Source organism: Flavobacterium notoginsengisoli (assembly GCF_014207905.1).
Classification (GTDB): domain Bacteria; phylum Bacteroidota; class Bacteroidia; order Flavobacteriales; family Flavobacteriaceae; genus Flavobacterium; species Flavobacterium notoginsengisoli_A.
Window position 1 is genome coordinate 942573 of record NZ_JACHLB010000001.1, and the last position, 22747, is coordinate 965319.

A 22747-nucleotide genomic window follows, 5' to 3' on the forward strand; every position below is an offset into this window, starting at 1 on the left:
ATATCTTTGCAACCGCAATAACGCAGAGGTTTGGTAGTTCAGTTGGTTAGAATACATGCCTGTCACGCATGGGGTCGCGGGTTCGAGTCCCGTCCAGACCGCAATATTGGGGAAAGCCTTTCGTAACAGAAAGGCTTTTTTGCCCAAATACGGTATCTAAGATTAGTTGTGTTGTTTTGCTACGACTTTGTAACTCGTAGCTGGTTTAGTAGTTAGACCAATGAAAAGCTTTCCACTTTTGTGGATGGCTTTTTTGATTTAAGACACTTTGGTTTTTTGTTTTTACCGCAAAGAGCACTAAGATTTACGCAAAGTCCGCAAAGTTTTTTTAAGCTTTGCGGACTTTGCGTTTTTAGCCTTGCGTGCTTTGCGGTTGAGTAAAAAGAAAGAAACTTCTTCTTTTTTAATTTCAAGGTGAATTTTTAAAATATTGGCATTTAACCGATTAAAAATTTCTCAAATTTTATTCATAAAAACGCTTGCAGAAACGAAAATCTGTTGTATTTTTGCACTCGCAATAACGCAGGGTTTGGTAGTTCAGTTGGTTAGAATACATGCCTGTCACGCATGGGGTCGCGGGTTCGAGTCCCGTCCAGACCGCCTAAGTTGTTAAAAGCCTTTCTTAACGGAAAGGCTTTTTTTTTTTTGTTTAATCGCAAAGACGCTAAGATTTACGCAAAGTTCGCAAAGGTTTAATTTAGCTTTGCGGACTTTGCGTTTTTATCTTGCGTGCTTTGCGGTTAAAATTCTTCCTATCTTTATATTATGGAACAAGGAACTTTTAAAGTAGACAAATATTACATCAAGAAAGTAGATGCCGATAAAAAAAGCATTTATTGCCATCATGATATAATGGGCGAATTGTTTGTTCCATGGCATAAACACGATAAAGCGCAAATGCTATATGCAGAAGGTGATGTGGTTTTTGTAACTACCGAAACAAAATCCTATTTTTTGCCTGCAAGACATTTTATTTGGATTCCAGCTGGATTAGAGCACAGTATCGAACCAAAGTCGGAACATGTAATGATGCGAAATCTGTATTTTCCAGTTGAAAAAGACGAAGACGAATTTTATAAAAGCGAAGGCATTTATCCAGTCAATAATTTATTGCTTCAAATGATGCTTTTTACCAATCAGTGGAATGGAGATTTAAAGAAAAATTCTCCAAATTTTGTGATTGCTAAAGCGATAAAAGCGATTCTTCCTCAAATATGTCATACAAATTTGCCTTTAGAACTTCCGCAGCCAAAAGATAAACGACTTGGAAAGATTCTGCGTTATGTAGAAAACAATCTTGGAGAGACAATACTTTTCGCCGATGTAGCGCATGAATTCGGGTTTAGCGAACGCTCTTTGTATCGCTTATTTCAAAAAGATCTCAAGATGTCGTTCATTCAATATTATACCATTCGAAGAATTTTAAAAGCGATTGAACTTTTATTAGAAAGAAAACTTTCGGTAAAAGAGGTAGCTCAAGAAGTTGGTTATAATAGTGTTCCAACTTTCAGCAACACATTCTTCAAGATTCTTGGGCAAAGACCTTCCGATTATTTAAATGGAGAAGAGATTTTAGAGCGTGGAAAATAATTTTTGTTTCACGCAGATTTAGCAGATAGCGCGAATTTTTATTTTAATACATTAATAATCTGCTTGATCTGCCAAATCTCCGAGAGAATTTAAAAAATAATCACAATCTAAATATGTTTTGTAATAAATTGTTTTTCAGTATTTTAATATAACGTTTTCGAGAAATAGAATTTTAACATTTGTCCGAAATGAATATGTTGTTGGCTTTTTATAATTATCAGTCAACAGAAAAATGAAGGAACTTTGCAGCATCAAATATTAAAGTATTCATGTTCCTTAAAACAACAAACTCTAAAGAAGATTGTTTTCTCAGAAGCTTATTGGTATTTTTCATCATATTAGCCTTTGGTAGCTTACAAGCACAGGAAATTCATTCGGTTTCTTTACAAGAAGCGATGAAACTGGCAAAAGAAAACAACAAAAAAGTCCTTAAATCTCAACTTGAGATTACGCTCGCTGAGCAAAACATCAAAGAAAGAAAAGAACTCCGATTGCCAGATGTAGAATTAAATGGCATGTATTCTAGAATTACCAATATTACCGAATTTAAAGGAAATGGTTTTTTGAACGGAAAAGAAGTGACAAAAGCAATTCCTGAAATCTACGAGGTAAATTCTACTTTTAAAATGCCAATTTACGTTGGAAATAAAATTAATAACGCAATTAAAATTGCGAACCAGGAAAACGAAATTGCCAAAATAAAATCGGAAAAAACAGAAAATGATATTGAACTGGAAGTTGTAGCAAACTATCTGGCGATATATAAAATGATGGAACTTCAGAAGATTTTTGAAGAAAACATCAAAGAAGAAAAAAGCCGATTAAAAGAAGTACAATCACTCCAAAAACATGGAACGGTTACGAAAAACGAAGTTATTCGTGCCGAATTACAGCTCTCAGATCGTGAATTGAATGCGTTAACTAACTCCAAAAACATTAAAATCGCACTTCACGATCTGAAAACGCTGATTCAGCTTCCCGAAAACGAGGAAATTGCAATTGATACTACAAGTAGTCTTGACGAAATGAACGGCTTAGACCCATATGATTTTTATATGACGAAAGCTTTGCAGAACGAAGAAATGCGTATTGCAAGTCAGGAATTAAACATTAGTAAAACCGAATTGCAAATGGTAAAAGGAAATTATCTGCCAAGTGTTCACTTCTTCGGAAACTATGGTTTTTATTATCCGAATTATAAATTTTTTCCGCCAAATCCGTATTTGTACACTTTAGGACAAGTAGGAATTGAAGCCTCTTTTGATCTTTCTTCTTTATATAAAAATAAAACCAAGATGGATCAGGCAAATACCAAAATCAAATGGCAAGAAATGCAATCCGAAATTGTAAAGGAAGAAATTCAAGACAAGCTTTATAAAGAGCATACGCAATATCAGGAAATCCTTGAGAAGTTTGTCGTAGTTGATAAAGCCTTAGATCTTGCAGCTGAAAATTATCGAATAGTAAAATTGAAATACTTAAACCAATTGGTTTTAATTACCGAAATGGTCGATGCTGATAATGCTTTGCTTCAGGCGAAATACAACAAGATTTCTACGCGACTGGATGCGATTTTAAAACATTATGAATTGTTGCATACGGCGGGAATGCTTACGCAAAGTTAGATGGCGAAAGATTAGGCTAAAGCCTTAGAAGAAAGAGGCAAGAAGAAAGAGATTTTTGAAAGAACTAAGTTAAAGAGAATAGAAAAAGATGGTTAAGATAAAAAATGAAACAAAAAGAAATAGAACGTTTCATATATTAATAACAGTAATAGCAAGTGTGCTTGTAGTGAGCGGAGTTATTTTAGGAATTTGGTTTTATGTTTTTAATAGAAATCATGAAGAAACCAATGACGCTCAGGTTGAACAATATGTTACGCCAATTATGTCGCGCATTGCAGGCTATGTGCAAGAAGTTCGTTTTAACGAAAATCAGTTTGTACACAAAGGCGACACTTTGGTTGTGATTGATAATAGAGAATATCAATCTAAATTGAATGTGGCTTTGGCCGATGTTCAAAATGCACAACAAAATAGTGTTGTTGCTCAAAAAAATGCTATTAATACAGCAAGTGCAACTGCAATTAACGAAGCGCAATTGGATGCTGCCAAATCGAATCTTTGGAAAACCAAACTAGAATATGAAAGGTATAAAGCTTTGGTAAAAGACGAAGCGGCAACTTCTCAGCAATTAGAAAAAGTAAAAGCAGATTACGAGACAGCTCAAGCACATTTTCAGGAAATGAAAAATAGAATCCATTCTGCAACATTAAGCACTTCTGTTGCTGAAGCCAATGTGCCGACAACGCAGACAAATATTGCTTCGAAACAAGCTGTTGCTGATAATGCAGCTTTATTTCTTTCGTACACCATTATTACAGCGCCTTATGATGGCTGGGTTGGAAAACGAACTTTACAGCCTGGACAATTGGTAAAAGAAGGACAATCTTTGCTTTCTATCGTTAGTAAAGAAAAATGGATTACAGCCAATTTTAAAGAAACGCAATTGCAATATTTAACTGTTGGGCAAGAGGTTGAAATTAAAGCTGATGCTGTAAGTGATAAAACGTTTATTGGTACAATTGCCTCTTTATCGCCAGCAAGTGGTGCTAGATTCTCGTTGCTTCCTCCAGATAATGCAACAGGAAACTTCGTGAAAATTGAACAGAGAATTCCGGTTCGAATTCAGTTAAAAGAACAAGACAAACAAACCGATTTTTTAAGAGCAGGAATGAACATTACAGTTGTTGCTGCGCACAAATAAAATGGAAGATAAAAGTATATTTAAATCTTGGGTTCCAAAGTGGGCGATCATTATTATTTTGTTCGTCTGTTTGTTGCATTCCATGATTTTGTTGGGAGTTTATACGTCAAACGTAACGTATGCGGCAAGTTTTCTGGATATTGAGCCCGAAGATTTGCAGTTTGCAATGTGCGTAACGTACGGAACTCTGTTGGCAACCATTTTGATTGAAAGCCGATTTTCGAGTTTTTTTCCTGCCAAAAATTATCTGATGGCAGTTTATTCCTTAATCGGAATTACGATTATCACATCGGCATATATTACCAATTTTGCGGTTTTTTTATTGATGAGAGTTGCGGAGGGAATCTTGATGGCGCTTCCGGTAATTACAATCAGACAGTTGCTTATTGAGCAGTTTAATTCTAAAAATGCCATAATCATCGGGTTTTCATTTTATTATGGCTCGCTGTTGTTGTCCACGCCGTTTATTATGAATATTGCTGTTTGGTTTCTCGATCATTACGACTGGAAATACATGTTGTATGTGTCGGGAGGGCTTCAGGTTCTCAATGTGTTTTTAATCTTAGTTACTTTCAGAGGGCACCGAATTACAAAGAAAATTCCGTTGTATCAGATCGATTGGATGAGTTATTTTTTGGTTTTAATTTCGATTCTTTGCGGTGCCTATTTTTTTGTTTACGCCGAAAAAAAATATTGGTTTGAATCTTCAGAAATGGTTTTAATGCTAATGATTTCGCTTATTACAGGCGGATTATTTATTTTTAAAGAACGTCTAGTAAAAAGACCAAGTTTTGATTTTGAAGTTTTAAAATATGCCAATCTTCGAATCGGATTTTTATTGTTTTTCCTTTTTTACATCAGCAGAGCAACGTTAAGTTTGTGCCATTCTGCAATGTTCTCGATTTGGAATTGGGATCCGTCGCGTGTTGCGGGCGTGCAATACATAAACGGTTTAGGAAATGTAATCGGACTTATTTTAGCGGCTTTTTTCCTCATGAAATCGGTTTCTACTAAAATCATTTTTATGATTGGTTTTACGCTTATTGCGATATTTCATTTCTGGTTTACGTTTCTTTTTGTGCCAGATGTAGCGCTCAGCGATATTATCGTTCCTTACATTTTACAAGGAATTGGTGTTGGCTTTTTATTTGTTCCTTTAATCTTATTTACAACATCATCCGTTCCGGCAAATATGGCAGTTTCTTCGGGAATTGTCGGTGTTTCTGGACGTTTTTGGGGAAGTACAATTGGGTTTTGCGTCATGCAGAATGCAATGGTTTCTTTAAATAAAAAACACTTTTTAAAACTAAGTCAGTTTGTAACTGGTGAAAATGCAGAGACACAGCAAACTATTGCTTCGACAACGCAAAGTTTTATTGCAAAAGGATATTCAGCAGATAATGCTAATGTTTTAGCGATGAAAAAAGTCTTTGGAACCATTACAAAACAAGCCACTTTATTGGCCGATATGGAAATTTATACCATAGTTGGTTACGGTTTATTGATTTTGATTATTCTGATCGCGTGCAATCAGCATTTGAGACAAACCATGACTTTGGTGAAAAGTAAAATTTGGATTGGCTAGAGAATTAATCTCGCAAAGTCGCGAAGCCGCGAAGTTTTTTTAGAGCCACAGATTAATAAGATTAAAAAGATTTTTTTTCACGCAGATTTGGCAGATTTCAGCAGATTTAATTTTAAAAATAAAAATCTGCACTTATCTGCTTAAATCTTTTAAATCTGCGTGAAATAAACTTTTGTGACTTAGCGTATTTGCGAGATTAAAAACAAAATCTTAGCGAATTTCTGAGAAAAACCTTTGCGAATCTCTGTGTAATAAACGCTTTATGCGTTATCTTGCAACCGTTAAAAAACAAATAAAATATATGAGCCAGCAATGTGTAATTTTTGATATGGACGGTGTAATTTGTCACACCAATCCGCATCATGTAGTCGCTTTCGAGGAGTTTTTCAAAAAATATAATATTCCATACACGCAAGAAGAATTCGAAGAGCATATGTACGGAAAACACAATAGTTATATCATGACGCATTTCTTCAAGCGCCCAATTACGGGAGAAGAATTGATCAAATTGGAGGATGAAAAAGAAGGAATGTTTCGTGAGATTTACAAAGACAAAGTAGAAACGATTCCGCATTACATGGATTTTTTAAGCGAATTAAAATCTCGTGGCTTCAAAACAGCTGTTGGAACTTCAGCGCCTCGTGCGAACCTAGATTTAATTGCCAATTCCCTAAAACTTGGAGAAAAAATGGATTCGATGATGTCTAGCGAAGATGTTACGTATCATAAACCAAATCCAGAAGTATATTTAAAATCAGCAGAACGTGTGGGCGTTTCTCCGTCTGACTGTGTGGTATTTGAAGATTCTTTTTCTGGAGTTACAGCCGGATTAAACGCAGGAATGAAAGTTGTTGGTGTTTTGAGCACGCATACGAAAGAAGAACTTCCGCCATGTGATTTTTATATCAATGATTACAGCGAAATTAATGTAGATAAGATAATTGAGCTTTTGGGTAAATAAAATCCAAATAACTGAATGCTAAACTATACTAGGAACCTTTGTCAAAGTTTTAAACTTTGACAAAGGTTTTTTATCTTTTCTTAAGAAACAATCCATTGTCACCAATAGCAAATACGGCATTATCTTTAGTAATAATTTTAAAGATTCGTTCGTTCGGCTCGTTGTAAACTATTTTCCAATTTAATCCTGCATCTTTTGTTTCTAAAATTTTTCCCTCGTATGTTGAAACGTATCCTACCTTTTCATTAATAAAACAAACAGATGATGGATAAACAGGCAAGGCTGTTATTTTTACCCAAGTTTTAGAGCCGTCAATAGTTTTGTGTAATTCCGTTTTATTATTGACATAATAGCCAATATTATCAGAAATAAAAGAAGCTGAAATAATATTTGAATCTGAATTTAAGATTTTAACCCACGATTGACCGCCATCAATTGTTTTAAGCATTTCGCCATTATCTACCACGCCAGAAGTATATCCGCCGTAAGCGTAAGCAATTAAATCTGAAGTTATTTCTAAATTACTTGGATTGGTAAGATTATAGGTTTCTGTCCAAGTATTTCCAGAATCAGTTGATCTAAAAATAATGCCACCTCTTATTAATAATCCTTTGGTAGAATTAAAAAATTTGATTGAAAAAATAGTCGAAGTAACAGAAAGGTTTTCATTTTTCTTGAATGTTGCGCCAGAATTTGAAGTGGAAAATAAATCAAGTCTCGCGGTAAAGAAATTTTGTGAATTTACCATAAAAGCGCTCATAAAGGTCTGATTATCTCCCACATTTAAATGTGTCCATGTTTTTCCGCCATTATTTGTTTTAGCCAAAAAACCGAGAGAGCCGCAAATTATTCCTTGATTTTTATCGATAAAGGAAATATCGGTAAAACTTTGAGTGGTATTAGTATTCATTTTTACAAATGCATTTGCACTACTATCAGAGTCAGAAGTGCAGCCAAGAATTCCTAAACATAGGAACAGGAAACCAATCATTTTTTTCATATATATCTTTTTTATAATAGATAACTGAATATCAAAATGGTTGCGTTAATTTAGTAAGTTTTTTTTTCTTTTTTATAATTCTATAATAATAAACTCGAGCGAAGATCAGATTAATTGATTGTTCTGAAATTTGTAAAACTAGGTAGGACTATCAAATGGGTAAATGTGAATACAAATAGCTCGAATTTTCTTTTGTATATTTTCATTTAATAATAAATAAAGCAGAGGAGGTAAAAAAATGTTAGTAGATTATTCTTCTATCAATTGCAAATACTCACGCGGAACATTTAAAAATTCTTGATAACACCAGCTGTTTGGGCAATTTTCATTCATTTCGGTATGTTCTGCGATCCTAATTCTTATAGTTTCTTTTTCGTCATCAAGACCTTTGAAAGTTTCACCGATTTTAAAAGTTCGTTCGCGCGTGCCGACCACGCCACCAACGGTTATCGTTGTAGTATATGCAGTAGTGAATTTAAAATTTTTGGTTGGTATGTCATCGTCAGAAGAGCAACCAAGAATTCCTAAAGTCAGAATCAAAAAGTAAATAAATTTTTTCATAAAGCCTCTTTTTGTTTAGATATCTGAATATCAGGATGGTTGCGTGAAGTTACGAAGATTTTTTAATATTTCTTTAACAAATTAATATTATTTATTTCTGAGAACTTCTACTAGAATCATAACGCTTTTTTTACGTTTGAAACTTTAACAATTGAGTATCAAATAATTCGTAAAACTAAATTTAAAATTTTAGTTCATTTAAAAAGATAACGCAACGGGAACGGAAATATTAGAGAAGACAGAAAATAATATTAAAATTTTAGAATAATAAAAAACCTCCAGTTAAAAGTGGAGGTTTTTTGTATATCAAAGTAAAAAGGTTTTAGACAAATCAATAATTCTCATCCAAAAAAGCCATCCAGCCTTTTTCGAATTCTTCAGGAGTTATATTTAATGTTTTTTGGATGTTGCCGAATGATGCAATCAGTTTGGGAAGACTGTCTTTTCCCCATTTTTTAGTCAGATATTCGATTATGGTGTAGCCAATATTATAAATCTGATTGCTTTTGTTTAGTTCTTCTAAAGTCAGATTTTTGCTTTTGGCGTATTTCACACTAATAGAATTGACTTCCCCAGCCTCAAAAATACTGATTGATTCCCAAAGCCAGCGCGCATATTCGGATTTGAACTTTTTCTCAAATTCCCTATCAAAAGTAAGTCGGTCTTGCGTAATGATGGTTTCTTTGGCTTTGTCGATTAAAATATTCAGTTGCACACAATGCGTAAATTCATGCAAAGCCGTTTTTAGCGGATCATCTGGAAAAATAGAATTAAACCAATTGGTATAAATAAAATGAAATTCGTTCGGACCGCGACTTGTACCTTTTGCTTTTTCGGTTAAACCCGTAGCCTCCATAAACTTAAATTGTGAACCGTAAATAAAAACCTTTACAATGTCGTGTTTTACATCTTTTAGATTTTCTCTTATTGTGGCATAATTTTCTTCGAGATGTTGGCTGACTTTTTCGGCTTCGCTTTTATAGATTCCGCTATAGGAAACAATAAAGTGTTCCGATTTAATAGTTCGAGTTTCCTGTTTAACGGTAAAACTTCGAACGGTTCTTGCAAAATAAAAAACAGCAATAATTGCTAATAAAATGATTAATAATCTGTATTTCTTCATGTTCTAAATGATTTTTGAAATTTAAAAACAAAATAAAATATGCAGATTTAGGTTTTTGGTATTTTAAAAATAAGAATATTTAGAGATTAAAGTGTAAAATAATTAAAGAAATTTCTGAGTTGTGTTTTGTTTTTGCCACTCCGCAACGATAATCGCCAATCTTTGTCGAGCTTCTCGCGGAGATTTGCTTCGCCAGTTCGCTATCGCTCGAGTCTCCTCCGTCGAAATGACAAACTAGACTAATATGTTTTATCGAATAAGAAAGTTAAATAAATTGCCTCCCGCTATAGCCAGAGTTTTTTTATGGTAAAAGCATTGCAATTGTATTAATTATTTTTACTTTTGTTCAAAATATGAACAATGTTCATATTTTATAATGATGTTTACGTTATGAACAGAAAAGAAATACAAGAACAGAGAATGAAAGATTATTTCATTCAGGCAACAAAAGAAATTTTAAAAGGAGAAGGCATTCAGGCTTTAAGTGTAAGAAGTATAGCTGAAAAAGCGGGATATTCGTTTGCTACACTTTACAATTATTTTAAAGATGTAAAAGAACTTATTTTTCTTTGTGTGAAAGATTTTCAGCAGGAATGTCAGGAATATGTTGAAGATAAAACAAAAGATTTACAAAGAGGGGAAAAGAAAATCATTGCGACTGCGATTTCTTATGCCGAATATTTTGTACAGTATCCAAGTGTTTTTGAAATCTTTTTTATCGAAAAACTTCCAAATTCGACTGAAAATGCCAAAATATCAGAATTAATTTCCTCTTTTCTCGAAAAACTCTGCCAGGAAGAATTTCAATATTGCATTGATAAAAAGAGTTTTACAGATGAAGAAATTCGGGAAATAGTAAAGGAGCTTAATTGTTTAATTACGGGGATTTTACTACTGTATTTAAACAGAAATTATCCGTCTGATTATGGTGATTTTGCTAAAAATTTAAAATCACAAATAGAAAAAACAATGAAAAAATAACCGCATGAAAACCAAAAAAGAACTTAGAGACGAATACAAGGAAATGAAGTTCAAAAAAGGTGTTTTTCAAATACAAAATACCGAAAACAAAAAAATATATATAGACAGCAGTGCTGATCTTGATGCTATTTTTAAACGCCTGAAATTTCAGCTTAACTGCGGAAATCATCCTTTGGCAGAACTTCAAAAAGACTGGAAAGAATTTGGAGAAGATAAATTCGAATTTGAAATCCTGAGCGAAATAAAAGAAAATGATACAGCAGTAAAATTTGATCAAAAGGAATTGAAGGTTTTAGAGCAAATGTTTTTGGATGAAATAAAGCCTTTTGATGAGAAAGGATATAACAAAAAGAAAAAATAGCCTGTTAAGGCATAAAGTTTTACGAATTGCCTCCTGGTTTAGCTGGAGGTTTTTTTTATGATTGCGAAAAAAGAAATTTTATTATTCTTCCCAAAAAAATTTTGTGTTATGCTGAACTAAATAAAGACACGGATTTCCTTTTTCATCCAAAGCTTTTTTAATGTCAAAATAATAAAAGCCTTCAGATTTTGTGTTTATGTTCGTGCCACACCAGCTCCAATGTAATTTGTCCAGCTTTTTGTTATTCGAATTACCGCTGATTTGTTCGTATGGTATCGAGCCATCAAAAAGAAATTCTTTAAAACTAATTTCTTTTGTTGATTCTCCGTTTTTTAAATTGCCAATTAATTTTCCTCCAATTACCAAAGAATCAATATTTTCTCCTGTTTTGTTTTGAAATTTTACGTGAAGTCTTTTCAGATTTAGAAAAGCAATCATGATAAGAAGGATTAGTGAAATAGTAATAAAAAATTCAGTTGTTTTATGCTTTTGAATCTTCATTTTTTTAAGAGATTATTTCAAAGGAAAACCAAGCAATTCGTTAAGATCAATATCTAAAGCATTTGCTATTCGTATAAGGGTTTTTATACCTGTATTTATTTCAGCTCTTTCAATTCTGCCAATTTGATTTCTTGGAATGTCGCAATCATCGGCTAAAGCTTGTTGTGATAAGCCTTTCTTTTCACGTAGTTGTCTAATGTGAATGCCAAGATTTGAGATAAAAGTTTCTTCTGAAATATTCATATTTCAAAAGTCATAACAAATATAATATTTTTTGACACAAATTTGTGTCAAAAAATATTATATTTGACCGAAAAATAAGATAATGATTACAGAAAATATATCGAAAGAACTCGAAACTAGGTTAAAAGATTTTTTTAGTGATGTTGTGGATGTAAAAGATATGGCGAAAATGCTTCGGCAGGTAAATTATTCTCTTTCGCTAAGTTCTATGCGATGTCGTGAAAGTGTTAAAGCAGAATTGCCTCAAATCGGCGATAATTTTTATTGGCTGAACAGATTGGCAGAAGTGCTCGATCCTTATTTGGATGTTAATTAATAAAAATAAAATCTTCATCTCGACGAAAGGAGAAAGTAAAACGCATACCAACAAAAATTGAGAGTGATTTCCGCAATTTTTTATAGTGTACAAGATGTTGGTTTTTGCTGGAAAAGCTCCTTTCTTCAAGGTGATTGTAAAGAGTTACTTTATTTCGGTTTGTTTTTTTCTATTGTCATTTGTTATACGAAATCGAAATTCTTTGGAAATTTCTTTTCCGTTTTTATCTATTTGTGTTATATAGTTTGCTTTTGATTCAAGTAAATCAAGACTATCTTTTGGATAAAAATTCTCAGTTCGAATAACAAGTTTGTTAGATTTTATACAATTATCAATTTCATATTTATCAATGGTTATTATACTATCGTTAATCGTATATTTTCCATAGAAGTAGGTTTGTCCTAGTCCGCTTCCATTTGCCATTACATAACTTCCATCTGTTTTAAAATCTACTAGAAAACCATTGAACCCTCCATCATTAAATCCTCGAATTAAGCTGGGTGAGTTTTTCTTGTTGTCTAGATAGTAAAATAAACCAATATTGATTAAAATTAATAATGCTCCAATAAATGTTGGCAAGTAGCTTATCAGTTTTCTGCTTTTAGAGAATTTTTTTCGATCTATAAATATTGTTTTGAAAAAGATTAAAAGGCCAGCAGAAGCAATTATAAAAAGAATAATTCCGTCAAGAAAAAGATCTGCTTGATAAGTTTGGTATAATTTGTATGAAAAGCAAAATCCAAATAGTATCAGAAAAATAATTCGTAGTGGTCTATTAATTCTTGTCAATTGTTTATATTGAATTATTTAAAAAGAAATATAGAAAATGAATGATAAAAATAAGAAACATTTACAAAAACAAAAAAGCTTCTGAAAAAATATTCAGAAGCTTTTTTAGTGCGGATAATAGGACTCGAACCTACACGCCTTGCGGCACCAGATCCTAAGTCTGGCATGTCTACCAATTTCACCATATCCGCGGAATTGTGGGTGCAAAGATAGGCATACTTTTGAATAATCAAAGCATTTTTTCAAAATTTTTTTTAATTCTCTTTTTTGTACATTTGGTTTTCTATAAAAATTATTTAAATGGAAAATATTAAGTCCTACGTTCAACAACATAAAGATCGGTTTATCAATGAATTGATCGAATTATTAAAGATTCCGTCGGTTAGTGCCGACACTGCATACTCCCAAGATGTTATTGATACAGCAGAGGCTGTAAAAGAAAGTTTATCTAAAGCAGGTTGCGATTTTGTTGAAACTTGCGACACTCCAGGTTACCCAATTATCTACGGTGAAAAAATAATAGATCCAAATCTTCCAACGGTTTTAGTTTACGGTCACTACGACGTACAACCGCCAGATCCATTAGAATTATGGACTTCACCACCTTTCGAACCCGTTATCAAAACTACAGATATTCATCCAGAAGGCGCCATTTTCGCACGTGGAGCATGTGACGACAAAGGTCAGATGTACATGCACGTAAAAGCGTTAGAATATATGGTGCAAAACAATAATTTGCCTTGCAACGTAAAATTCATGATCGAAGGTGAAGAAGAAGTTGGTTCAGCAAGTTTGGCTTGGTTCGTAGAACGCAATCAAGAAAAACTGAAAAACGACGTAATCTTGATTTCAGATACGGGAATGATTTCTAACCAACAGCCATCAATCACAACAGGTTTAAGAGGTTTGAGTTATGTTGAGGTAGAAGTTACAGGTCCGAACCGCGATTTGCATTCTGGTTTATACGGTGGAGCAGTAGCAAACCCGATTAATATTTTGGCAAAAATGATTGCTTCGCTTCACGACGAAAACAATCATATTACGATTCCAGGATTCTACGATAAAGTTCAGGAATTATCAGCAGAAGAAAGAGCCGAAATGGCAAAAGCGCCTTTTAGCTTAGAAAAATATAAAAATGCTCTAAACATAGCTGATGTTTACGGCGAAAAAGGTTATGTAACGAACGAAAGAAACTCAATCCGTCCGACATTAGACGTAAACGGAATCTGGGGCGGTTATACTGGCGAAGGTGCAAAAACAGTTATTGCAAGTAAAGCTTTCGCTAAAATTTCGATGCGTTTGGTTCCAAATCAGGAATGGGAAGAAATTACAGAACTTTTTACGAAACATTTTACAAGTATTGCTCCGGCTGGAGTTACAGTAAAAGTAACGCCTCACCACGGTGGTCAAGGTTATGTTACGCCAATTGACAGCATTGGTTATCAGGCCGCAAATAAAGCGTATACAGAAACATTTGGAGTTCCTGCAATTCCAGTTCGTTCTGGAGGAAGTATTCCGATTGTGGCTTTGTTTGAGAAAGAATTAAAAAGCAAAACGATCTTAATGGGATTTGGTTTGGATTCTGACGCAATTCACTCGCCAAATGAACATTTCGGAATCTTTAATTACTTGAAAGGAATTGAGACTATTCCTTTGTTTTACAAGTATTTTGTAGAGCTTTCTAAATAGTTTTAACCGCAAAGAGCGCAAAGGTTTTACGCAAAGTTAGCTAAGATTTTTTAAGTAAGATTTATTGAAGTTCGCAAAGTTATATTGTCAAATAGCTTTGCGAACTTTGCGTTTAAAATATGACATTATAAAAGACTTTGCGCTCTTTGCGGTTAAATAAAACATACAAATCCGTTCAAGAAATGAGCGGATTTTTTTAATTTTAAGGGTTTTTAAATTTGGAATTTGGAATTTTTGATTTGAAATTTAATAGTAAATTTTAATGTTGCGTTTGTATTTTGTTAGGTAAATTAAGTTAAATTTGATTTTTTTATCAGTAAGCCCCTTTTGATATTGAAAATATTTCTGTTTTGTAAAGTTTTCTAATGTTATTTTAATGTTGTTTTTAATATTGAACAATGGACTTAATTGAAAAAAAAGTTAGATTTTCGCCAATAGCGTATACTAGATATCTTAGAGGTTTAAAAAAGTCGCACTCGATGTTTCGGGAGGGAGATATTTTAGAAAACCTTGCTGTTAAATCATGGCGAATTGCTCCTGGAAATACTACTATCTCACCAAAAGCTTTTTTTCTTGACGGTCAATTAGAGCGTGTAACGGGAACGGCTTATACAGATGATCCGTTTAAGGCAATGAATGGAGGTTTTGAGGTTGAGCATCAGGAAACGCGTGCCTACAAGCTCAAAGAAATCTGGATGATTAATGGTTTTATTTATAAAGGACTTCATAATTTTAGGCTTCATCCGACTTTTCAGCTTTCTCATAAAATGAATTATCTTCCACGTATTGTAATGAATACAGAAGTTGATAATGCGGCCATTTACAGTACTTCTGAAGGAAATCAGTATTTTGGACTTTGGCTAACAGATGATTGCGCCAATTATGCTTTGGCTGCTACCGAAGGAACTCCTGTAACTTCAGATATTATTCCGTATTCACACATGACGGAATATGAATCATTTCTTGAAATGAATCCGTTTCGAACTAATGCTGCATTTCTTAAAAATGCAATTTTCTTTGATGATAATTGGGGAAATAACGAAAGCAAACATCTTCGCTTTGCGGCAAACAGAACTAAATTATTAACTCGATTTCCTGGAACTTCGCATCCAGGCGTTTTTATTTTACGACGCAATTCTGGAATCTCGCGCGTGATGCTAAATGAAATTGAAATTGCTGAAAAACTTCACGAAAAATACAGTTTCAAAATTGTAGATGTAACTCAAAATACGGCATCAGAAATACTTTCGGCTTGCGCGGGCGCAAAAGTTCTTATTGGAATTGAAGGAAGTCATTTGTTTCACGGTTTAATGATGCTCGAAGCAGGTTCTTCGGTTCTGGTTCTACAGCCTCCAACTCGTTTTAGTGCCGTTATTAAAAACACAACAGACATGGAAAATATTAATTACAGTTTTGTTGTCGGAATTCAAAAAGAGGAAAACTTCTACATTGATTTGGAAGAAGTAGAGAGAACTTTGGAGTTGCTTCCTGTTTAAAGGTTCAGATGTTTTTTCTGGTTTTTGAAGAACTTTGTTTTCTATTAATTGTCATTTTTATTGGTTTTAAGCCATAAGGAATACTTTCTATTTTATTGATAATTTGATTTTTAAAGTTAAAAAAGAAAACTTTTTCTTGCTTTTTTAAAATTATATTCTACATTTGTAGAGTTAAATCTATAATTGTAGAATTAAAATCAAAATAAAGACCTTAGCGGCTTAGTATCTCAGAACCTTAGAACCTAAAAAAAATGCAATTATCAAATTCAGAAGAACAGTTAATGGAATATTTATGGAAGCTTGAAAAGGCTTTTATGAAAGATTTGCTAGAAGCATATCCAAAACCCAAACCCGCAACAACAACAGTCGCAACTTTATTAAAAAGAATGATTGACAAAAAGTTTGTAGCGTATAACGAATTCGGAAATTCGAGAGAATATTATCCTTTGGTGAAAAAAACAGATTATTTCTCTAAACACGTAAAAGGATTGATTAGCAATTTCTTTAATAATTCGGCATCACAATTTGCTTCGTTTTTTACAACCGAAACCAATCTGTCGGCTTCAGAATTAGAAGATCTTAAGAAAATAATTGACTCGGAAATTCAAAAAAAGAAAAAATGATAGACTTTTTTATAAAATCGACGATTGCTTTGAGCGTTTTTCTTGCCTTTTATCATTTGATATTAGAACGAGAAAAAATGCATCAGTTTAATAGATTCTTTTTGCTCTTTTCGATTGTAATTTCGTTTGTGATTCCGTTTGTTTCATTCGAAATTATCAAAGAAGTGCCAATGAATTTATCAAGCCAAATCAGTGTAGATGAAGCTACGGTTACTCAAATTCGAAGTGAAGAGAAGATTGATTCTACATTGATTTTTTTATGGAGTTTGTATGGATTAGTCACATTTTTAATGGCGATTAGATTTTGCAGAAATATTTGGAAAATCCTATCAAAATCAAACAGAAATCCAATTGTAAACTTTAAGAATTCAAAATTGGTTTTGATTGATGAAAAAGTCCTTCCACATACTTTTCTAAATTACATTTTTGTTAATTCTGAGGATTATAAAAACCGAAATATAGAAGCCGAATTATACACCCATGAATTGGTTCATGTCACTCAAAAACACACTCTGGATATTTTGTTTGTTGAGTTTTTAAAGACGATTTTTTGGTTTAACCCGCTCTTTATCTTTTATAAAAAAGCAATACAACTCAATCATGAATTTCTTGCCGATCAGGAAATAGTGCAAGAATATAATAATGTTCCATTTTATCAAAATTTGCTTTTGCAAAAAGGAAGCGGAAATCAAACGATTTACTTGGCCAGTAATTTGAATTATTTAGTAACAAAAAAACGATTAATTATGATGAAAAAAAGAACATCTGCCAATACAGTATTGCTAAAGAAAATTGTTGTCTTGCCTGTCGTTATTATTTTAATGATTTTATTGTGTGTTGAGATCGTTGCTCAGGAAGTTAAAATAGTAACAAAAGGGTCATTTCAAAGTATTTCTGATATTGAAAAGTTTTATTCTAAAAGCGCAGCAGCTTTTACAAATGCCGATAAAAAGGTTTTAATTAAAAAGAAGCACAAATTAATTGAGAAGGAAAAAATAGCTGCTTCTTCTGTTTCTTCTTCTGTTTCTCCTCCAAAAAATTCTCCATTTGCCAAGGTATACGTGGGACACCAGCTAAATTATTCTCTAACTGGCAATGAAAAGACTTTTGATAGAATGAAACAATCTGACTCTGAAACTTTAAATAGTATGAGAGACGACGAAGTATTAGACAAGAAAAAAGAATGGAAAAAATCCTATGGATACCAAAAAATGGAATTTGATACTACAATGTTTAGAAAGTAAATGAATTAAGGGCTTAGAATCCTGCTAATTGATTTAAATTATTTAATAACTAAAAAAGATTTATCATGATTACAAAAATTGTCTCCCAAACAAAGGTTTTATTTTCTAAAACTGTCTTTTTGCCTTTCTTATTAGTCATTACTTTTTTTATATCTGCAGAAAATATTGCAAAAATTAAGAATACGGTAAATCTGGAATTGGATAAAAAAGAAGTTTTAAATGCATCTGAATTTTCTCAAAGACCGCAAATTAGAATGCATTATACTTATAATAAAAAGACAAAAATTAAAGAAGATGACATTCAGAGTTTGATGAATCAGTTGGGAGTTTATATCGGGAATAATTATAAAACGACAGAAGGTGTTGAAAGAAAAAATGAAATAGCAAGATTCAAATTTCTTTTAGACAATGCAGGAGATATTACCGAAATTCAACTTTTTGAAGAACAAGGAAACGAAACAGAAGCCAAGTTACTTCGAATTTTACAATCAAAACCAAAAAACATTTCAGAAAAAAAATCCGCAAATGGAAATTGGGATTCAATAGAAATACAGATGGATTTTATGCCTAAAAATGTAGATGATAAGGAAGATAATCCAATTCATGTAATTAATGGAGTATTTGCTTTGCCTGGCACGTTGGCGTCAGAACAGGTAGATATTACTCCTAAATTTATTGGCAATCGAGACAAGCTTAATGAAACTATTTCTGAAGCTTACAAAGGACGCAAAGATTTACCGAAAGGAAAATTAAGTATTGGTTTTATAGTTGAGGCTGATGGTTCTCTGTCGAATTTTACTTTAATTAGTTCAATTAAACCTGAAGATTTTGATAAAGTTGTTCAAATTCTTAAAGACACTAAATGGGAATCTGGAGAAAAAGATGGAAAAGCAGTTAAAACATCTTATGTTTTAAAAGTGCCAATTTTAGATATTAATAATTAGCATTTAAATGTCTAAATAAAAAAATCCGCTTTCAGGTTTCTGGAAGCGGATAAAATTAAAAACTAATTAAAAAAAAATTCTAAAAATAAAAAATGCAGAATCCAGCCTAAAATAAGTCTGGATTATATCCAAAATACGGTACTTTTTGTTCATTAAATATGACACCGTATTCTTCTAATTCTTTTAAAATAGGTTCGTAAACTTCTTTTTTTATTGGAAGCTGAACACCAGGAGTTGTAATTTTTCCATTCAGAATCAATAAAGTAGCAATCGCAACAGGAAGTCCGACTGTTTTTGCCATTGCGGTATAGGTTTGATCGTCGCCAATGCAAACCATTTTAGAATCAATTTGTTTCTTTTCTCCATTCAGTTCGTAGCCAAATTTGTGATACATCACAATCATATCTTTATCTTCTGGCTCTAAAGCCCAACTGTCGGTTAAGATTTTTTCTAAGATTTGTGCAGGAGTCGCATTCGGAAGATTTACTTTTTTGTTTGGGTTAAATAAATCCAGTTCCAAAAGTTTGTCCCACATAATATCGTCCTGATCAATTTTTAAAATCAAACGTGTTTTAATTTCAACAGAATCTGTCGGATGATACGGAAGAAAAGAATTGATAAACTGACGATAGCTCATGTCTTCAGAACCTTCAATAATGTAACTGTCATCGGTCATTCCGAGCTGAACAAACATATTCCAAGCTCTTGAATAACCTACTCTTCTAATGGTTCCTCTGTACAAAGTCAGAATATCGTCTAAACCATAAATCGATCTGTATTTAAGAGAATCGCGGTTAGAATAAGCTTCAAATTTCCCGTAACCTTCTACTTCCAGAAATTCAGTTCTACGGAATAAAGCGCTGTACGGAATATATTTATAAGTGCCTTCCTGAATAAATTTTGCCGCACCGCCTTGTCCCGCCAAAACCACATTTCTTGGCGCCCAAGTAAATTTATAATTCCATAAATTATTGTCAGATTCGGGAGCTACAAGTCCGCCGCAGAAAGATTCAAACAAAAGCATTTTACCGCCTTTCGCCCGTATTTCGTCAATAACTTTCATGGCGCTCATATGATCGATGCCAGGATCAAGACCAATTTCGTTCATAAAAATCAAATTGTTCTTTATTGCTTCTTCATTTAAAGCCTGCATAGCATCACTTATGTAAGAAGCCGTAACGAGATGTTTTTTGTATTCCAGACAATCTTTTGCAATTTCAATATGCAAATGTGCTGGAAGCATCGAAATCACTATAGAAGCATTTGAAATAGCTTTTTTTCGTTCTTCGGCATTAAAAATATCCAAGGCAAGGGCAGTTGCATTTGGATGTTCTTGGGTTTTGGCTTTCGCTAAAGGCAAAGAAAGATCGGCTACAGTTAAATGCAGTTGTTCATCATTAGATTTTGATAATAAATATCGAATTAAAGACGATGCAGATCTTCCGGCTCCAATTATTAAAACGTTTCTCATGTTTTAAATATTTTAACACAAATATATTTAAATGTTATAAATGTAACAATATAAATTAAATAAAAGGGAATTTATTTTTAAAAATGAAAGAAAAAATAATTTGATTTTGTTCTAAATAATATCGAAAGTAAAGTGGTTTTTTTGAATGCTTTGAAGTACTTTTGCTTAGAATTTCAACAGATAAAATTATGAAAAGAAAACTTGTTCTTACTGGAGCTTTTATAGGTATGTTAGCTATTATATTAGGTGCTTTTGGTGCGCATTTATTAAAAAAATATCTTTCAGTTGATCAATTAAATACTTTTGAAGTTGGAGTTCGTTATCAAATGTATCATGCTCTTTTTCTTCTCTTTTTAGCAACTCAAAAAGACTTTGCCGAAAAAACATTAAAAACAATCTACAATTTTATAGTTGCTGGTGTTGTTCTTTTTAGCGGTTCAATCTATTTAGTGGCTACAAAAGACTATACATTGTTTTATTCTAAAATTATCGTATTCGCAACTCCAATAGGTGGTTTTCTATTAATTATAGGTTGGGCGCTATTATTCTTTACGATTTTGAAGAGAAAATCATAAAATCCCGAAAAAAAAATTCTGTCTAAGAATTAATCTTTAATTTTGTCACATAAATAACATATAGCTTTATTTATGTGATTTTTTGTTGTTTTCTGTTTTTAAATAAAAATAATATAACAAATATTGTGTAAAAGGCTGAACATAAACAAATTAAAGGCGCTTATTTTTTTGTTTTTATTTTTTTAAAGTGAAATTTTACTTTTTTGATATAAATCAGAGTGAAATTTGAGTATTTTGAGTCAAATAAAAATTAATCTGTAATTTTGCTTTAAACAAAAACCACAACATAACTTAAATTTATGGACACTAACACAGTTTTCGCGCAATCGATTTCGTTAAAAGACTTAGGAATTGAAAATGCAAAAGTTCGTTATCAACTATCAGCAGATGAATTACATGCTATTACGTTGCAGTCAGGACAAGGTGTTGAGAATTCTACCGGAGCTTTAGCAATTAATACAGGTGAATTTACAGGTCGTTCTCCACAGGATCGTTTTATCGTAAAAGACGATGTAACCAAAGATCAAGTTTGGTGGGGAAATGTAAATATCCCGTTTGAACCTCAAGCTTTTGATAAGCTTTATAACAAGGTAACAGCATTTTTATCAGACAAAGAAGTTTTTGTTCGTGATTCTTATGTATGTTCTGATGCAAATTATAGATTAAATGTACGTGTTGTAACAGAAACAGCTTGGTCAAATTTGTTTTGCTACAATATGTTTTTACGTCCAGAAGAGTCTGAATTAGCAAATTTTACACCAGAATGGACAGTAGTTTGTGCTCCAAGTTTTATGGCAGATCCTGCAGTAGACGGAACACGCCAGTCTAATTTTGCTATTTTAAATTTTACTAAAAAAATCGCTTTAATTGGTGGAACTGGTTATACAGGAGAAATGAAAAAAGGAATTTTTTCTGCTTTAAACTTTATTCTTCCAGTTTTTAAAAATACACTTCCAATGCACTGTAGTGCTAATGTTGGAGAAGACGGAGATACGGCTATTTTCTTTGGTTTATCTGGAACAGGAAAAACAACTTTATCTGCAGATCCAGAGCGTAAATTAATCGGAGATGATGAACACGGCTGGACCAACGAAAACACTGTTTTTAACTTTGAAGGTGGTTGTTATGCTAAAGTAATCAACTTAACAGAAGAAAACGAACCAGACATTTTTAGAGCAATAAAAAAAGGAGCTCTTTTAGAAAATGTGGTTTTTAAAGCGGGAACAAACGAAGTAGATTACGACGATGTTTCGATCACGCAAAATACACGTGTAAGTTACCCAATTACACATATTGATAATGTACAGCCAGGTTTGGTTGGACATAATCCTAAAAATATATTTTTCTTAACGGCAGATTCTTTCGGAATTTTGCCTCCAATCTCAAGATTAACTCCAGGTCAGGCGGCTTACCACTTTATTTCTGGCTATACTGCAAAAGTTGCTGGAACTGAAGCTGGTGTAACAGAGCCGCAACCTAATTTCTCTGCTTGTTTTGGAGCGCCTTTCATGCCTTTACACCCAACGCGTTATGCAGAGATGTTGAGCAAAAAAATGAAAGATGCGGGCGTAAAAGTATGGTTAATCAACACAGGATGGACTGGCGGACCTTACGGAACAGGAAGCCGTATGAAATTGAAATATACTCGTGCCATGATTACGGCTGCATTAAAAGGAGAATTGGATAATGTAGAATACGTTAACCATACTGTTTTCGGAATTGCAAAACCACAATCTTGTCCAAATGTTCCAGAGGAAATTTTAAATCCGAGAAATACTTGGGATGACAAAGATTTATACGATAAAAAAGCGTTAGAATTGGCTCAGAAATTCAAAGCTAATTTTGCGAAATTTGAAGAGTTTGCAAATGCTGAAATCTTAGCAGGTGCGCCTATTACAGAATAAAAGGATTACATTAATTCAAATAAA

Annotated in this window: 22 protein-coding genes and 3 tRNA genes; 17 read left to right on the forward strand and 8 right to left on the reverse strand. The window is 32.8% G+C overall.

Translation table 11 applies throughout. The annotated features are described in order from the left end of the window. The first annotated feature begins 27 nt into the window (after positions 1-27). The 7 genes from HNP35_RS04035 (at position 28) to HNP35_RS04065 (ending at position 6902) form a co-directional block, all read left to right on the forward strand. Positions 28-101 (forward strand) — tRNA-Asp (locus tag HNP35_RS04035). Between the two features lie 425 nt (positions 102-526). Then, positions 527-600: transfer RNA gene (locus HNP35_RS04040), tRNA-Asp, on the forward strand. 165 nt (positions 601-765) lie between these two features. Continuing rightward, a complete protein-coding gene (locus tag HNP35_RS04045) occupies positions 766-1590 on the forward strand; it encodes a helix-turn-helix transcriptional regulator (RefSeq protein WP_184158219.1) in 825 nt (274 codons plus the stop codon). 269 nt (positions 1591-1859) lie between these two features. Next, complete coding sequence (locus tag HNP35_RS04050; RefSeq protein WP_184158217.1) at positions 1860-3215, forward strand: TolC family protein; 1356 nt, start codon at positions 1860-1862, stop codon at positions 3213-3215. An 88-nt stretch (positions 3216-3303) separates the two neighbouring features. After that, positions 3304-4356, forward strand: coding sequence for an HlyD family secretion protein (locus HNP35_RS04055; protein WP_184158215.1), 1053 nt, complete (start codon positions 3304-3306; stop codon positions 4354-4356). A gap of 1 nt (position 4357) precedes the next feature. Further along, complete coding sequence (locus HNP35_RS04060; protein ID WP_184158213.1) at positions 4358-5941, forward strand: MFS transporter; 1584 nt, start codon at positions 4358-4360, stop codon at positions 5939-5941. 301 nt (positions 5942-6242) lie between these two features. Beyond that, the gene (locus HNP35_RS04065) at positions 6243-6902 is read left to right on the forward strand and encodes an HAD family hydrolase (RefSeq protein WP_184158212.1); all 660 of its coding nucleotides are present in this window, start codon (positions 6243-6245) and stop codon (positions 6900-6902) included. A gap of 70 nt (positions 6903-6972) precedes the next feature. Here the strand turns inward: HNP35_RS04065 and HNP35_RS04070 are convergent, their stop codons facing one another. The 3 genes from HNP35_RS04070 to HNP35_RS04080 form a co-directional block, all read right to left on the reverse strand. Beyond that, complete coding sequence (locus tag HNP35_RS04070; RefSeq protein WP_184158210.1) at positions 6973-7902, reverse strand: WD40/YVTN/BNR-like repeat-containing protein; 930 nt, start codon at positions 7900-7902, stop codon at positions 6973-6975. A gap of 249 nt (positions 7903-8151) precedes the next feature. Then, positions 8152-8463, reverse strand: a complete 312-nt coding sequence (locus HNP35_RS04075; protein WP_184158208.1) for a hypothetical protein — start codon at positions 8461-8463, stop codon at positions 8152-8154. Between the two features lie 331 nt (positions 8464-8794). Next, positions 8795-9586, reverse strand: coding sequence for a hypothetical protein (locus HNP35_RS04080; RefSeq protein ID WP_184158206.1), 792 nt, complete (start codon positions 9584-9586; stop codon positions 8795-8797). Positions 9587-9946: 360 nt separating this feature from the next. Here HNP35_RS04080 and HNP35_RS04085 point away from each other — a divergent pair, with 360 nt between their 5' ends. Together HNP35_RS04085 and HNP35_RS04090 are read left to right on the forward strand one after the other, a co-directional pair. Continuing rightward, complete coding sequence (locus HNP35_RS04085) at positions 9947-10567, forward strand: TetR/AcrR family transcriptional regulator (RefSeq protein WP_184158204.1); 621 nt, start codon at positions 9947-9949, stop codon at positions 10565-10567. A gap of 4 nt (positions 10568-10571) precedes the next feature. Continuing rightward, positions 10572-10928 (forward strand): GIY-YIG nuclease family protein, encoded by a 357-nt coding sequence (locus HNP35_RS04090; protein ID WP_184158202.1) that lies wholly within the window; start codon positions 10572-10574, stop codon positions 10926-10928. An 81-nt stretch (positions 10929-11009) separates the two neighbouring features. On the opposite strand, the gene HNP35_RS04095 is transcribed toward HNP35_RS04090, so the two are convergent. Together HNP35_RS04095 and HNP35_RS04100 are read right to left on the reverse strand one after the other, a co-directional pair. Further along, complete coding sequence (locus HNP35_RS04095; protein WP_184158200.1) at positions 11010-11429, reverse strand: hypothetical protein; 420 nt, start codon at positions 11427-11429, stop codon at positions 11010-11012. Positions 11430-11441: 12 nt separating this feature from the next. Beyond that, positions 11442-11672, reverse strand: coding sequence for a helix-turn-helix domain-containing protein (locus HNP35_RS04100; RefSeq protein WP_184158198.1), 231 nt, complete (start codon positions 11670-11672; stop codon positions 11442-11444). An 82-nt stretch (positions 11673-11754) separates the two neighbouring features. Between HNP35_RS04100 and HNP35_RS04105 the strand changes: the two genes are divergently transcribed. Then, positions 11755-11988, forward strand: a complete 234-nt coding sequence (locus tag HNP35_RS04105) for a hypothetical protein (RefSeq protein ID WP_184158196.1) — start codon at positions 11755-11757, stop codon at positions 11986-11988. 144 nt (positions 11989-12132) lie between these two features. Here the strand turns inward: HNP35_RS04105 and HNP35_RS04110 are convergent, their stop codons facing one another. Further along, on the reverse strand, positions 12133-12777 hold the full coding sequence (locus tag HNP35_RS04110) for a hypothetical protein (protein ID WP_184158194.1): 645 nt from the start codon (positions 12775-12777) through the stop codon (positions 12133-12135). A 109-nt stretch (positions 12778-12886) separates the two neighbouring features. Next, a tRNA-Leu gene (locus tag HNP35_RS04115) sits at positions 12887-12968 on the reverse strand. Positions 12969-13077: 109 nt separating this feature from the next. Between HNP35_RS04115 and HNP35_RS04120 the strand changes: the two genes are divergently transcribed. From HNP35_RS04120 to HNP35_RS04140, 5 genes are all read left to right on the forward strand, one after another. Then, positions 13078-14466, forward strand: a complete 1389-nt coding sequence (locus tag HNP35_RS04120; RefSeq protein WP_184158192.1) for a dipeptidase — start codon at positions 13078-13080, stop codon at positions 14464-14466. 398 nt (positions 14467-14864) lie between these two features. Next, positions 14865-15962, forward strand: a complete 1098-nt coding sequence (locus HNP35_RS04125; protein WP_184158190.1) for a glycosyltransferase family 61 protein — start codon at positions 14865-14867, stop codon at positions 15960-15962. A gap of 251 nt (positions 15963-16213) precedes the next feature. Then, entirely contained in the window at positions 16214-16585 is a 372-nt protein-coding gene (locus HNP35_RS04130) for a BlaI/MecI/CopY family transcriptional regulator (RefSeq protein WP_184158188.1), read from the forward strand. Beyond that, positions 16582-17829: a M56 family metallopeptidase gene (locus HNP35_RS04135; RefSeq protein WP_184158186.1), complete on the forward strand. Its 1248-nt coding sequence runs from the start codon at positions 16582-16584 to the stop codon at positions 17827-17829. The genes HNP35_RS04130 and HNP35_RS04135 overlap by 4 nt, the downstream gene beginning before the upstream one ends. 65 nt (positions 17830-17894) lie before the next feature. Next, complete coding sequence (locus HNP35_RS04140; protein WP_184158184.1) at positions 17895-18773, forward strand: energy transducer TonB; 879 nt, start codon at positions 17895-17897, stop codon at positions 18771-18773. 106 nt (positions 18774-18879) lie between these two features. Here the strand turns inward: HNP35_RS04140 and HNP35_RS04145 are convergent, their stop codons facing one another. Further along, complete coding sequence (locus HNP35_RS04145; protein ID WP_184158182.1) at positions 18880-20244, reverse strand: saccharopine dehydrogenase family protein; 1365 nt, start codon at positions 20242-20244, stop codon at positions 18880-18882. A gap of 188 nt (positions 20245-20432) precedes the next feature. Between HNP35_RS04145 and HNP35_RS04150 the strand changes: the two genes are divergently transcribed. Both HNP35_RS04150 and pckA read left to right on the forward strand, forming a co-directional pair. Further along, positions 20433-20819, forward strand: coding sequence for a DUF423 domain-containing protein (locus HNP35_RS04150; RefSeq protein ID WP_184158180.1), 387 nt, complete (start codon positions 20433-20435; stop codon positions 20817-20819). A gap of 299 nt (positions 20820-21118) precedes the next feature. After that, on the forward strand, positions 21119-22723 hold the full coding sequence (gene pckA, locus HNP35_RS04155) for a phosphoenolpyruvate carboxykinase (ATP) (RefSeq protein WP_184158178.1): 1605 nt from the start codon (positions 21119-21121) through the stop codon (positions 22721-22723). Positions 22724-22747: the final 24 nt, after the last annotated feature.